Origin of the sequence: Leifsonia soli, assembly GCF_013408745.1 — a bacterium.
Taxonomy (GTDB): Bacteria; Actinomycetota; Actinomycetes; order Actinomycetales; family Microbacteriaceae; genus Leifsonia; species Leifsonia soli.
Map to the genome: position 1 here is coordinate 48,196 of NZ_JACCBJ010000001.1, position 13,631 is coordinate 61,826.

Consider the following 13,631-nt stretch of genomic DNA (forward strand, 5'->3'; position numbering starts at 1 on the left):
CGGCCGAATGTAAATTCGTGCGTGCGGCGCAATCGATTCCCCCCAATCCTGCGCCGCAGTGGCCGCACCTGTTCCCCCCAATAGGTGCGGCCCCCCTTTTTTTAACCGGCCGGCCCGGCCTGCGGCCGTTGTGCACAGGCCGGCCGAGCTGCATTTCTCCACAGATCCGGTGGCGAGACCCCGGCTGGCCGGCCGGCATCCATAGCGTCATCGCATGACGAATCCACAGCGCGGCGACGACCCACCCGGATTCTGGCGCACCTTCGGACCACTCGCTCCCTACCTCCTGCGTGCCGGGGTCACAGACCTCTTCGTCACGGCATCGGGGGAACTGTGGAGCGACGGACCTCCCGATGGACTGCGTCGGGAGGACGGCTGGCGCGCCGACCGGCAGACGGCACGAGAACTGGCGGTCCGGCTGATCGCCGCGGGCGGGCGTCACATCGACGAGGCGACTCCGTTCGTCGATGTGCGATTGACCGGGGGCGTGCGCGTCCACGCCGTCCTCCCACCGGTCTCCACCGGGGGCGCACTGCTGTCGATCCGGGTGCCTGCGCGCGACCAGCCAACGCTCGACGACCTCGTCGCGCACGATGGACTGGGTCCGTCCGAGCGCGATCGGCTGCTGGAGGCGGTCGAGGCGCGGACGAACCTGCTGATCACCGGCGCAGGCGGCGCCGGCAAGACGACGCTCCTCGCCGCTCTGCTGGGGAACGCCCCGCCGGACGAGCGGATCGTCGTGATCGAAGACGTCGCCGAGCTCCGCATCGACCATCCCCACGTCGTCGGACTCGAGACCCGGCAGCCGAATCTCGAAGGCGCGGGAGGCGTCGGCCTTCGTCGTCTGGTTCGAGAGGCCTTGCGGATGCGCCCGGACCGGCTGGTGCTCGGGGAGTGCCGGGGCGAAGAGGTGCGCGACCTCCTCGCGGCTCTCAACACCGGCCACGACGGCGGCGCAGGCACTCTGCACGCGAACTCGCTGGAGGACGTGCCCGCGCGGCTCGAGGCGCTCGGCGCCCTGGCGGGACTGGACGACCGAGCCCTGGCGAGGCAGGCGGTCAGCGCCATCGGACTGGTGGTGCACCTGTCCCGGTTCGGCAGGACGAGAAGGGTCACGGGCTTCGGGCGGCTGCGGCGGGATGAAGCGGGACGACTGATGATCGCCCGGCTCGGGGAGCGCGGAGACGGCGAGCGCGCCTCCGGCGTCGGCGGCGGGCCGTGACGCGGATGCGCCGGGCGGCGGGGGCGGAGGCGGACGCCGCCGCAGCACTCGCCGAGTCGCTGGCCGTTCTGCTCGACGCGGGCCTGTCGCCGAGATCCACGTGGGAGGTCGTCGCCACCGACGGCGTCCACCCGCTGGCGGAACGCGTCGTGAGCGCGTTGCGGCAGCAACCGTCGTGTGCTGCTGCGCTCGTGAGGTCGGTGGATTCCGACGACCTCCGGATGATCGCGGTCGTGTGGCGGGTGGCGGAGCGGACGGGCGCTCCGCTGGGTCACACGTTGCGAGCGGCCGCGGAGATCCTGCGCGACGCGGCGGAGACGGAGCGCGAGGCGGAGGTCGCGTTGAGCGGACCCCGCGCGACGGCGCGGCTGGTGTCGTGGCTGCCGGTCGTCGGGGCGCTGATGGCCGTCGCCCTCGGAGCGGATCTTCTCGGCGCGGTGGGGTCGGTCGCCGGTGCGACGGCCGTGGCTGTGGGCGGTGCGCTCCTGCTGGCGGGGCGGTGGTGGATGAGCACGCTGGTCAAGCATGCGACCGTCCGGGCGCCCCATGCCGGGCTCGCGGAGGAGCTCATCGCGGTCGGCCTCGCCGGTGGGGCGTCAGCCGACGCGGCTCGGGAGATCGCGAGAGGGGCCATCGCGGAATCGGGGCTCGCCCCGCTCGACGAGCGGCAGGCGTCCCGTGTGCTCCGGCTGGCATCGGCGGCGGGGGCGCCCGTGAACGAGCTGCTGACCGCCGCGGCTCGTCAGCAGCGGCGTGTGGCGCACGCCGACGGGCGACGGCGGGCGACAACGCTCGGCGTCCGGTTGATGCTGCCCCTCGGCGTCTGCGTCCTCCCCAGCTTCCTGTCGCTGGCCGTTGCGCCGCTCGTGCTGTCGCTGTTGTCGTCCACAACGGCCGGGCTGCGCTGAGTCTCCACAGATCCGGCGCCCGTCTCCCGACCGCGAGCCGCAGAACGAAGGATGGAGTCATGAACAACACGACGAGCGAAGTGCGAGCGACGGAGGGGCTGCGCCATCCTCTCGGCACCGAGAGGTGGCCGCGGTGGCAGTGGCGGTGGCGCAAGCTGGGCCGGCGATATCGCCGACGACTGACCGACGACCGCGGAGCGGCGACCGCCGAGTACGCGATCACCATTCTGGCCGCGGTCGGGTTCGCCGGCCTGCTGGTCGCGCTGTTGAAGGGCGATGAAGTGAAGGCCATCCTCTCCGACCTGGTGCACCGTGCGCTGTCGGGCGGATGAGAGTCCCCGCGGGGTCCTGTGTCGCCGCCGACGTGCCGGCTCGCATGACGGCGCACGACGAGCGGGGCAGCGTGACGGCCGAGTTCGCGGTCGCGCTGCCTGCCGTGCTCGCCTGTCTTGCACTCTGTCTCGGTGCTCTCCACGGAGCGGCCCAGTACGGAGCGCTTGCGGCGGGCGCAGCGGCGGCAGCGCGCCTGGAAGGGCGCGGCGACGATCCTGCCGGGGTGGTGCCGTCGGGAGCGGTGGCGGAGATCGAACGGGAGGGGAGAACGGTCTGCGTTCGGCTGACGGCAGCGGGCGACACCGTCCTCGGCCGGATCGGCATCCGGCTCAGCGCCCGGGCGTGTGCGCTGGACGAGACGGCGGTCGGATGAACCGGGTGGTCCGCACGATGTCCGAGGCGCGAGCGCAACTCGCAGCAGCTCTTGCGTCCGACGATCGGGGGAGCGGCTCCGTGCTCGCTCTCGCGGTCGTGTGCGGGATGCTCACGGTCGCGGCGGGCGGGGCGGCGGTGGTCGGGGCCGCAGCGGCGCATGCGCGCGCAGCCGTGGCGGCCGACCTCGCGGCGCTGGCCGGTGCCGATGTCGCCGGCGGTCGCGTGGGTGGGGTGCCGTGCGACGTGGCTCGCGAGGTCGCCCTCGTCAACCGAGTGGAGCTCGCAGCCTGCGATCAGCTCGGAATGGTCGTGACTGTGACCGCATGCGAACGCTATCTGGGCCTCGACGCCTCAGCCTCAGCGCGCGCCGGACCGCCCGACGGGTGACATCGCGCCGGGTGAAGTCGACGCCGGTGATGTCGATGCCGGGTGGCCAGCGGATGCCGAGCGGATCCGGTCAGTCGAAGACCGTCTCGAGGTAGCGGTAGGAGACGGCGGTGGGGCGCTGCCCGCGGCCGTCGTCGGACGCGTACTCGAGCTCCGCTCCGGAGGCTCTCACATACAGGTAGTGCTTGGAGCCTGCGGGCGCCGAGATCTCCAAGCGGGGGCGGGCGTCTCCGGAGTCGAGGAAGCCGGTCGAGATCGTCTTGCCCTCCAAGGGTCCGTCGATCAATTTGGCGGTGTACGTCATCGTCGTTGCCATACCGGCATTGTCCTCCAGAGGGCAGCATCGGCATAGGGTCCTCGACCGTCCTCCGGCGGCTCTCCGGCCGCTCCCTCGGCCGCTCGGCCTTCGAAAGCGCGCTCTGCCGCTCCTGCGCCCAGGGCGAACGTCGGACATCCGATTAGGCGGACAAGCGGCGAAGGTGTGTATGGTTTGCCTGTCGGCCGCACGGACCATGCCAGGCGTGGACCGGCGTCTGCGGGGGGAGCGCGCCACGCCGGTCCAGTCGTGACGACACCGTGAGCTGTGGCGACACAGTCTGTGCATATATAAGAGGAGTCAGGTGCCTGACACGAAGAAGCTCGTCATCGTCGAGTCTCCGAACAAGGTGAAGTCGATCGCCCAGTATCTCGGCGACGGCTACGAGGTCATGGCCTCGGTCGGGCACATCCGCGACCTCATCGAGCCGAAGAACCTGCCCCCCGAGCTCAAGAAGGGGTCGCTCGGCAAGTTCTCCGTCGACGTCGAGAACGAGTTCGAGCCCTACTACGTGGTGTCGGACCAGAAGAAGAAGACGGTCGCCGACCTCAAGCGCGCGCTCAAGAACGCCGACGAGCTCCTGCTCGCGACGGATGAGGACCGCGAAGGAGAGGCCATCGCGTGGCACCTCGTCGAGGTGCTGAAGCCCAAGGTGCCCGTGAAGCGGATGGTCTTCCACGAGATCACCCGGGAAGCGATCGAGAAGGCCCGCGACAACACCCGCGAGATCGACACGGCGCTGGTCGATGCGCAGGAGACCCGCCGCATCCTCGACCGCCTCTACGGCTACGAAGTTTCCCCTGTCCTCTGGCGCAAGGTCGGACCGGGCCTGTCCGCCGGCCGTGTGCAGTCCGCGGCCACCCGGCTCGTGGTCGACCGCGAGCGCGAGCGGCTCGCGTTCGTGCCCGCCTCCTACTGGGGGCTCACCGCCCAGCTGGCGCCGGAGGACGCCAACGCGTTCGACGCACGTCTCGCCCGCGTGGACGGCGACCGCGTCGCCACCGGCCGCGACTTCGACGACCACGGTCGCCTCACCACCAACGCACGGATCCTCGACGAGGCGTCCGCGACGACCCTCGCGGCGGCCATCCGGCAGCCGAGCACGACGGTCGCCGTCTCGAAGGTCGACTCCAAGCCGTACTCGCGGCGACCGGCCGCTCCGTTCACGACCTCCACTCTCCAGCAGGAAGCAGCGCGCAAGCTCCGCTTCTCCGCGCGGCAGACGATGAGCGTCGCCCAGACCCTGTACGAGAACGGGTACATCACCTATATGCGCACCGACTCCGCGTCGCTGTCGCAGCAGGCGACCAACGCGGCGCGGACGCAGGCCGCAACGCTCTACGGCCCGGAGACGGTTCCCGACAAGCCGCGGACCTACGCATCCAAGAGCAAGAACGCGCAGGAGGCGCACGAGGCCATCCGTCCGTCGGGTGAGACGTTCCGCACGCCGGCCGAGCTGGAGCGCTCGCTGCGCGGACCGGAGCTGCGCCTCTACGAGCTCATCTGGAAGCGGACCGTCGCCTCCCAGATGGCCGACGCGAAGGGGCAGACCGCCTCCGTCACGGTCGAGGCGCGGCTCTCGGAGGGACCGCTCGACGGAACCGTGGCCGAGTTCACGGCCAGCGGAACCGTCATCACCTTCCGCGGGTTCCTGAACGCCTACGAGGAGAGCCGCGACGAGGAGCGCAACGCGACCGACGCGGCCGAGGCCAAGCTCCCGCCGCTCACCGAGAAGCAGCCGCTGAGCGTCCGCGACATCGCCGCGGACGGCCACGAGACCACCCCGCCGCCGCGCTACACGGAGGCGAGCCTCGTCAAGACGCTCGAAGAGCTCGGGATCGGTCGTCCCTCCACCTTCGCGAGCATCATCTCCACCATCATCGACCGCGGTTACGTGACCCAGCGCGGTCAGGCACTCGTCCCCAGCTGGGTCGCCTTCTCGGTCGTCCGCCTGCTCGAGGACTACTTCGGCGACCTGGTGCAGTACGACTTCACCGCCGAGATGGAGGACGACCTCGACCGCATCGCCGACGGCGAGGCGGAGCGCGTCGACTGGCTGAACAGCTTCTACTTCGGCAGCGACAAGCACAAAGGCCTCCGTCGTGTCATCGACAACCTCGGCGACATCGACGCGCGCAGCATCAACTCGATCGCCATCGACGACGGCGTCACTCTCCGCATCGGCAAGTACGGCCCCTACCTCGAGGTCGCAGACCCCGATGCCGGACCGGACGCTCCGCCCCGCCGGGTCAACATCCCGCCGGAGCTCGCTCCCGACGAGCTCACGCCCGCCAAGGCGCACGAACTCATCGAGGCGCCCGTCCAGACCGACCGCGTCCTCGGGACGAACCCCGAGAGCGGCAAGCTCGTCCTCGCCAAGGACGGCCGCTTCGGGCCCTACGTGACCGAGGCCGATCCCGAGGACGAAGCCGCCGTCGACCAGAAGACGGGCGAGGTGAAGGAGCCGGCGAAGACCACGAAGAAGGCCGCCGCCGCCAAGCCGCGCACCGCATCCCTCTTCAAGTCCATGGACCTCGCGACCCTCGACCTCGGCACCGCGCTGAAGCTGCTCGACCTGCCGCGCGTCGTCGGCGCCGACCCCGAGAGCGGCGAAGAGATCCAGGCGCAGAACGGCCGCTACGGCCCGTACCTGAAGAAGGGCGCCGAGACGCGTTCGCTGCCGAGCGAGGACGACATCTTCGACATCGACCTTCCCGGGGCCCTCGAACTGTTCGCCCAGCCGAAGTACGGCAATCGCCGCGCGTCCAGCGCGCTCAAGGAGTTCGACGCCGACCCGGTCAGCGGCAAGCCCATCCGTGTGAAAGACGGCCGCTTCGGCCCGTACGTCACGGACGGCGAGACCAACGCCACGATCCCGCGCGGGGAGACGGTGGACGAGGTCGACTTCGACCGCGCGGTCCAGCTGCTCGCCGACAAGCGGGCGAAGGGCCCGGCCAAGAAGCCGGCGCGGAAGGCTCCCGCGGCCAAGGCGACGGCCAAGAAGCCCGCCGCCAAGAAGGCTCCGGCGAAGTCCACGACCGCCGCTGCGAAGAAGTCCGCCGAGTGAGCGAGGGCCTCTTCATCACGCTCGAGGGCGGAGACGGGGTCGGCAAGTCCACGCAGGCCGCGCTCCTGGAGGAGTGGCTCACCGGGCGCGGGCGCACCGTGGTGCGCACCCGCGAGCCCGGTGGGACGGACGCCGGTGTCGAGATCCGCGAGATCGTGCTCCACCACCGCGGAGACATCGCGCCGCGTGCCGAGGCGCTGCTCTACGCCGCCGACCGGGCGCACCACGTCGCCACCGTCGTCCGTCCGGCTCTCGCCCGAGGGGACGTGGTGGTTCAAGACCGCTACATCGACTCCTCGGTCGCCTACCAGGGAGCCGGCCGCATCCTCGACGCACAGCAGATCCGCGACCTCTCGCTCTGGGCGGCGGAGGGCCTGCTGCCGGACCTCACCATCCTGCTCGACCTCGACGAGGACACCGCCCGCACCCGGCTCGACTCCGCGCGCACCCGGTACGACCGGCTGGAGGCGGAGCGCTCCGACTTCCACGCCCGCGTCCGAGCCGCGTACCTCGCACTGGCCGACGAGGAGCCCGAGCGCTTCCTCGTCGTGGATGCGGGCCGGCCGGTCGACGACATCGCCGCAGAGATCCGCGACCGGCTCGCCGCTCGCGTCTGAGGCCCGTCCGTGCAGAGAGCGGGCGGGGGTGTCCGTCGTGCCAGCTAGCCTGGAGACCATGACGGTGTGGGACGAGCTGACGGGGCAGGACGAGGCGATCGAGATCGTCCGTGCCGCCGCGGTCGGCTCCGCCGCGGGCACGGGAGCCGGTGCGCCGGGCCGGGGCATGACGCACTCCTGGCTCATCACCGGTCCGCCCGGCTCCGGCCGCTCGAACCTCGCGTACGCGTTCGCGACCGCCCTGCTCAGCCCCGGCACCCCGGAGGGCGACCTCGCCACCCGCCGCCAGGTCGACGCCCGCACCCACCCCGACCTCGCCGTCCTCAGCACAGAGCGCGTGATCATCTCCATCGACGAGGTGCGCTCCCTGGTCGCCAGCTCCCAGTTCGCGCCGTCGGTCGGGCGCTATCGCGTGATGGTGATCGAAGACGCCGACCGCATGACGGAGCGCACCTCCAACGTGCTGCTGAAGGCACTCGAGGAGCCGCCGGAGCGCACGGTCTGGATCCTCTGCGCCCCGAGCGACGCCGACCTGCTTCCGACCATCCGCTCCCGCGTCCGCACCGTACGGTTGCGGGTGCCCGGCGTCGACGATGTCGCCCGCCTCATCCAGCGACGGGACGGCGTGGATGCGGAGACCGCCGAGCGCGCCGCCCGGCACGCCCAGAGCCACATCGGCATGGCGCACCGCCTCGCCACGCACGAGGAGGCCAGGCGCCGGCGCGAGCAGACGCTCCAGCTGGCCCTCGGCATCCGCTCCGTCTCCGATGCCGTCCTCGCGGCGGCGACGCTGCTCGAGATCGCCGGAGCGGACGCGAAGGCGATCACCGAGGAGCGGGACGCCGAAGAGCGCGAGCACGCCCTGCGCTCGCTCGGCATCGAGCCGGGCGGCACCATCCCGCCCGCGCTGCGCGGCCAGCTGCGGCAGCTCGAAGAGGACCAGAAGCGCAGGGCGACGCGCAGCCTCCGCGACGGCATCGACCGCATCCTGGTCGACCTGCTCTCGCTGTATCGCGACGTGATGATGATCCAGCTCGGCAGCGCCAGCGAGCTGGTCAACCGTGAGCTGCGCGCCGAGCTGGATGCTCTCAGCGCCCACACGACTCCGGCCGCTACGCTCGCCGCGATGGACGCCGTTGCGACAGCACGCGAACGCATCGACGGCAACGTCGCCCCGGCCCTCGCGCTCGAGGCCATGCTGACCACCATCCTGCGCGGCACGACCGCTCGAAAGGGGACCGACCTGTGACCACCCGAGCCGGCCGTGCCCCGGAACGCGACCAGGCCGCTCGGCGGCGCACCGCACGCACCGCGCTCGTCGCCGTCGCGGCCGTCGTCGCGCTGACCCTGAGCGGGTGCGTGACCTGGTTCCTGCCCGCCAAGACGGTGACCACCTCCACCCCGGCGCCCGACGCGGTCTCCGCCGAGCTGCAGCCCTACTACAGTCAGGTGCTGCACTGGACGGACTGCAGCGGCGGAAAGCAGTGCGCGACCGCCAAGGCGCCCCTCGACTGGGACCACCCCGGAAAGGGCGACGTCGAGCTCGCACTGATCCGGCAGCAGGCGAAGGGCACCAAGCAGGGCTCGCTGCTGACGAACCCCGGCGGCCCGGGCGCATCCGGCTTCGACTTCGTCAAGGACTCTGTCGACTTCGTCGCCGACCGCACGCTGCAGGAGCATTTCGACATCGTCGGCTTCGACCCGCGAGGAGTCGGCCGTTCGACTGCGGTGAAGTGCTACGACGCCGAACAGATGGACCAGTACCTGTACGGGATCACCCCCGGCGAGCGGGGCTCCGATCAGTGGATCGCCGAGAACACCACCATCGCGAAGGACTTCGGCGAGGCCTGCAAGAAGAACACCGGCGCACCGCTCCCGAAGGTCGACACCGTCAGCGCCGCCCGCGACCTCGACCTGCTCCGGGCGACCCTCGGCGACACGAAGCTCAACTACCTCGGCTACTCGTACGGCACCTACCTGGGCGCCGTCTACGCGGGGCTCTACCCGGGCAAGACCGGTCGGCTGGTGCTCGACGGCGCCCTCGATCCCGCCGCGACGAACTTCGACGTGACCGAGGTGCAGGCGAAGGGCTTCGAGAGCGCGCTGCGCGCCTACCTGACGGACTGCCTGACCCGGAAGGACTGCCCCTTCAGCGGCACGGTCGACGAGGCGATGGGCACGGTCGGGCAGCTGCTCGCGGCGGTGGAGAAGAGCCCGATCCGCAACTCCGACGGCCGGGAGCTCGGCGCCAACACCCTCGTCACGGCGATCATCACGCCGCTGTACGACGCCACCGCCTGGTCATACCTCGACAAGCTGTTCGAGTCGGTCATGAAGGGCAGCGCGTCCGTGGCCTTCTCCTTGGCGGACACCTACAACAACCGTCAGGCCGACGGCACGTACTCCGACAACTCCACCGAGGCGTTCGTCGCCATCAACTGCCTCGACTACACGTACGACGCCGACCCGGCGCTGATGCGCCAGCAGGCGGCGGAACTCGCCAAGGCGGCCCCGGTCATCGGCCCGTACATGGCCTACGGCGACATCGGCTGCGCCAACTGGCCCTATAAGGCGACCGGACAGCGGGGCCCGATCTCGGCGGACGGCTCCGCGCCCATCCTCGTCGTCGGCACCACGAACGACCCCGCGACCCCGTACGTCTGGGCGAAGAACCTCGCCTCCGAACTGCAGAACGGGCACCTGCTCACCTACAAGGGTGAGGGGCACACCGCGTACAACAAGTCCAACTCGTGCGTGAACGACACGGTGGACGAATACCTCGTCAAGGGGACCGTGCCGGCGGAGGGGAAGACCTGCTGATCCGACAGGGTCCGATGTCCGGGTGAGTGGTGCAATTTTGCAGGGAATGAAATAATCGTAGGCGTGTCAGTGGCCCCCGATTCCACGGTGAACGAGCTCGGACTCCGCGAGCGGAAACGCATAGCGACCCGCCGCGCGATCCAGCTCGCCGCCGTCGAGCTCGCCAGCGAGCGCGGGTTCGACCGTGTCACCATCGACGAGATCAGTCACGTCGCCAACGTCTCACCGCGGACCTTCTTCAACTACTTCCCGTCGAAGGAGTCCGCGATCATCGGAGAGCTTCCGGAGCTCCCCGACGAGCAGACCGTCGAGGATTTTGTCTCAGCCGGCCCGAGCCAGCCGATCCTCGACGGGATCAGCACCCTCCTCATCGCCGCGATCGACGTGGGCGAGCCCGTCGACGGCGAGGACGACGACGCTCAGCAGGCGCCGGAGAGCGTCCACCGGCTCCACACCCTGCGCCGTGCCCTGCTCAAGGACAACCCGGAGCTGTTCGCGCTGCGGATGGCCAGCATGCACAAGTTCGAGGATGCGCTGAGCGGTGTCGTGCAGCGCCGTCTCGCTCACGACGATCCCGCCCTCGCGGCCGATGAGGAGGCGCTGCACCAGCGTGCCCGGCTGGTCACCTACGTCGCGTTCGCCGGCATGCGGCACGCGTGGTCGTGCTGGGCCGATCACGGAGGGGTCGAACCTCTCTCCGACCGCCTGCGCAGCTCGTTCGAGCAGCTCTCGGCGCTGGGAACGCAGGTCCGCTGACCCGGAGCCGGCATGGTCCGCAGCATGCCGCGCGATCGGGTAAGCTATCTTCCTGTGCGCCGGGCGGTAGCCCGGCCCACGCCGCCCTAGCTCAGTCGGCAGAGCATCTCACTCGTAATGAGAAGGTCAAGGGTTCGATTCCCTTGGGCGGCTCCATCGCATCCCTCTCCCGCGCTCGAGGATTCGCTCGTGCGCCCGCGCCCTGCGCGGAGTAGCCTGAAGGCACAAACTGAGGATCGATCAAGTCTGCCCGAGGCTGTCATGGATGCAACATCGAAGTCCCGCCGGGCGCGTGCGCTCGGGTTGCTCACCGCGGTGCTGAGCGCACTGCTGCTGGTCGGGGGAGGCGTTGCGGGCCCGGCCTCCGCGGACACGATGCCGCCCGATCCGAACGATCCCGCCTCGCCGCCCACGGTCGGGGCGACCGCGCTCCCGACCGTGCAGATCGACGGCGTCGCCTGGGCGCAGACGGTGGTCGGAGACACGGTCTACGTCGCGGGCAAGTTCGGCACCGCGCGTCCGGCCGGTTCGCCCGCCGGCTCGAACACCACCCCGCGGAGCAATTTCCTCGCCTACAACATCACGACCGGCGCGCTCATCACGAGCATCAACGTGCCCCTCAACGGGCAAGCCCTCGCGATCGCCGCATCGCCGGACGGCTCCCGGGTCTACATCGGAGGCGACTTCACGAGCGCGGGCGGCGCCACGTACTACCGCATCGTGGCGATCAGCACCGCGACCGGCCAGCCCATCGGTTCCTTCCGGCCCGTCATGGAGAGCCAGGTCCGGGCCATCGCCGCGACGAACACGGCCGTCTACGCGGGCGGGACGTTCTCGAGCGTCAACGGCGTCTCCCGCGGGTACATCGCGAAGATCGACGCATCCAACGGATCGCTCGTCACCTCGTGGAGCGCGTCGGCCGACAACGTGGTCGATGCCATCGCGGTGAGCCCCGACGGCAACCGCGTCTACGCGGGAGGCCGCTTCAAGAACGTCAACGGGGCGGCGCACTACGGGCTCGCGATGCTCAGCGGCTCGACCGGCTCGGCTCTGCCGTTCCCGGCGAACAGCGTCGTCAGAGACGCCGGGGCGAACGCCAGCATCACCTCCCTCCAGGCGACGAGCGACCGCGTCTACGGGTCCGGGTACGTGTACGGCAGCGGCGGCAACCTCGAAGGCAGCTTCGCGGCGGACGGCGTGACCGGGGCCCTGATCTGGCTCGAGGACTGCCACGGCGACACGTACTCGATCGTCCCGCTCGGCAACGCGTTGTACGCGGCCGGTCACCCTCACGACTGCCGCAATGTCGGCGGCTTCCCCGAGACCAATCCGCGTACCTTCCACCACACGATCGCCTTCTCGAAGGCCCGCACCGGGACGCTGACCAACGACGGCAACGGCTCGTACGCGAACTTCCGGGGCCAGCCGTCGCCGACCCTCCTCAACTGGTTCCCCGACTATGTCACCGGTTCGTACACCGGGCAGGGTCAGGCCGCCTGGAGCGTCGCGGGGGACAGCCGCTACCTGGTCGTCGGCGGGGAGTTCCCGGCCGTCAACGGCACAGCTCAATACGGGCTCACCCGGTTCGCGGCCGACTCGGTCGTCCGCAGTACGACCGGCCCGAACAACAACACGGCGCTGACGCCGAACGCCACCTCGCCCGCCGCCGGACAGGCCAGGATCAGCTGGACGGCGACCTACGATCAGGACAACGTCGCGCTCACGTACGCGCTCGCTCGGGACGGCGACACCGCGCATCCCGTGTCGCAGGTGACGCGGACCTCCACCTTCTGGAACCGGCCGGCGATGTCGTTCACCGACACGGGCCTCGCCGGCGGCAGCGCGCACACGTACACGCTCACGGTGACGGACCCGGACGGCAACCGGATCGCCCGCACCGGCAACCGTGTCGTGATCGCCGGCGGGGGAGCGAACCAGCCGCCGACGGCGAGCTTCACGGCCGGGGCCAACGGCCTCGCGGTCGCCGTCGACGGCAGCGCGTCGAGCGACCCGGACGGAGCGATCGCGTCGTGGAGCTGGAACTTCGGGGACGGCGGAACGGCAGGCGGGTCCACCGCCGGACACACCTACGCGAACGCGGGCACCTACACGATCACCCTGACCGTCACGGACAACGTCGGCGCGACGGCGTCGACCACGCGCCAGGTGACCGTCGCCGCGACGAGCGGCAGCAGCATCGCGAAGGACGGCTTCGAACGGACGGTCGCCAGCGGCTGGGGATCGGCGGAGACCGGGGGCGCCTGGACGGCGGCCGGCACCGCATCCTTCTACACCGTCGCCTCGGGCACGGGCCGCATGAACGTCCCGGCCGGCTCGACCCGGACGGAGACGCTGGGCAGCGTGTCGTCCAGCCGCACGGACACCACGGTCACCGTCACGACCGACCTCGGCCCCTCCGGCGGCGGGATCTTCATCTCGGCGATCGGCCGCCAGGTCGGCTCGGCGGCGTACGAGGGGCGCGCGTGGCTGAGTGCCAGCGGAAGCGTGCAGGTGCAGCTGCTCGCCAACGGCACGACCCTGCAGGCGGTTCCGGTGAGCGGGCTGACCTACAGCGCCGGACAGCAGCTGTCGCTTCGCGTGCAGGTGGTCGGCTCGTCCCCGACGACCCTGCGTGCCAAGCTCTGGTCGTCGACGCAGGCCGAGCCGGCCGCCTGGCAGGTCACCGCGACCGACTCCACGGCGGGTCTGCAGTCGGCGGGCGGCGTCGGCCTCCGCGCCTACCTGTCCGCCTCGGCGACGGCCACCCCGGTCAGCGCGCGCTTCGACAACTACCTCGTCACCGCGGTGCCCTGATCCCGGGCGCGTAGCA

At 70.7% G+C, this 13,631-nt stretch carries 12 protein-coding genes and 1 tRNA gene; 12 read left to right on the forward strand and 1 reads right to left on the reverse strand.

Features of this window, described 5'->3' with window-relative positions; all coding sequences use genetic code 11:
- Nucleotides 1–214 precede the first annotated feature (214 nt).
- The 5 genes from BJ963_RS00215 to BJ963_RS00235 are packed head-to-tail and all read left to right on the forward strand — an operon-like array spanning nucleotide 215 to nucleotide 3,225.
- Complete coding sequence (locus BJ963_RS00215) at nucleotides 215–1,222, forward strand: TadA family conjugal transfer-associated ATPase (RefSeq protein WP_179453758.1); 1,008 nt, start codon at nucleotides 215–217, stop codon at nucleotides 1,220–1,222.
- Nucleotides 1,223–1,227: 5 nt separating this feature from the next.
- Nucleotides 1,228–2,130: a type II secretion system F family protein gene (locus tag BJ963_RS00220; RefSeq protein WP_179457975.1), complete on the forward strand. Its 903-nt coding sequence runs from the start codon at nucleotides 1,228–1,230 to the stop codon at nucleotides 2,128–2,130.
- A 59-nt stretch (nucleotides 2,131–2,189) separates the two neighbouring features.
- The gene (locus BJ963_RS19490) at nucleotides 2,190–2,462 is read left to right on the forward strand and encodes a DUF4244 domain-containing protein (protein ID WP_179453760.1); all 273 of its coding nucleotides are present in this window, start codon (nucleotides 2,190–2,192) and stop codon (nucleotides 2,460–2,462) included.
- Nucleotides 2,463–2,506: 44 nt separating this feature from the next.
- A complete protein-coding gene (locus BJ963_RS00230; protein ID WP_179453762.1) occupies nucleotides 2,507–2,836 on the forward strand; it encodes a hypothetical protein in 330 nt (109 codons plus the stop codon).
- On the forward strand, nucleotides 2,833–3,225 hold the full coding sequence (locus tag BJ963_RS00235; RefSeq protein ID WP_246297962.1) for an Rv3654c family TadE-like protein: 393 nt from the start codon (nucleotides 2,833–2,835) through the stop codon (nucleotides 3,223–3,225). The genes BJ963_RS00230 and BJ963_RS00235 overlap by 4 nt, the downstream gene beginning before the upstream one ends.
- A 70-nt stretch (nucleotides 3,226–3,295) precedes the next feature.
- Here the strand turns inward: BJ963_RS00235 and BJ963_RS00240 are convergent, their stop codons facing one another.
- Nucleotides 3,296–3,541, reverse strand: coding sequence for a hypothetical protein (locus tag BJ963_RS00240; RefSeq protein WP_179453764.1), 246 nt, complete (start codon nucleotides 3,539–3,541; stop codon nucleotides 3,296–3,298).
- A gap of 304 nt (nucleotides 3,542–3,845) precedes the next feature.
- Between BJ963_RS00240 and topA the strand changes: the two genes are divergently transcribed.
- The 7 genes from topA to BJ963_RS00275 all read left to right on the forward strand — a co-directional run bounded on the left by topA (nucleotide 3,846) and on the right by BJ963_RS00275 (nucleotide 13,615).
- Entirely contained in the window at nucleotides 3,846–6,608 is a 2,763-nt protein-coding gene (topA, locus tag BJ963_RS00245) for a type I DNA topoisomerase (protein ID WP_179453766.1), read from the forward strand.
- Nucleotides 6,605–7,225 (forward strand): dTMP kinase, encoded by a 621-nt coding sequence (tmk, locus tag BJ963_RS00250; RefSeq protein ID WP_179453768.1) that lies wholly within the window; start codon nucleotides 6,605–6,607, stop codon nucleotides 7,223–7,225. Before topA ends, tmk begins: the two co-directional genes overlap by 4 nt.
- A 58-nt stretch (nucleotides 7,226–7,283) precedes the next feature.
- A complete protein-coding gene (locus BJ963_RS00255) occupies nucleotides 7,284–8,474 on the forward strand; it encodes a DNA polymerase III subunit delta' (protein ID WP_179453769.1) in 1,191 nt (396 codons plus the stop codon).
- Nucleotides 8,471–10,045: an alpha/beta fold hydrolase gene (locus BJ963_RS00260; RefSeq protein WP_179453771.1), complete on the forward strand. Its 1,575-nt coding sequence runs from the start codon at nucleotides 8,471–8,473 to the stop codon at nucleotides 10,043–10,045. The genes BJ963_RS00255 and BJ963_RS00260 overlap by 4 nt, the downstream gene beginning before the upstream one ends.
- A 69-nt stretch (nucleotides 10,046–10,114) precedes the next feature.
- A complete protein-coding gene (locus BJ963_RS00265) occupies nucleotides 10,115–10,801 on the forward strand; it encodes a TetR family transcriptional regulator (protein WP_179453773.1) in 687 nt (228 codons plus the stop codon).
- Nucleotides 10,802–10,881: 80 nt separating this feature from the next.
- Nucleotides 10,882–10,957 (forward strand) — tRNA-Thr (locus tag BJ963_RS00270).
- A gap of 105 nt (nucleotides 10,958–11,062) precedes the next feature.
- Nucleotides 11,063–13,615 carry a PKD domain-containing protein gene (locus BJ963_RS00275; RefSeq protein ID WP_179453775.1) on the forward strand — a complete coding sequence of 851 codons (2,553 nt, stop codon included), beginning with the start codon at nucleotides 11,063–11,065 and terminating at the stop codon, nucleotides 13,613–13,615.
- The last annotated feature ends 16 nt before the right edge of the window (nucleotides 13,616–13,631 follow it).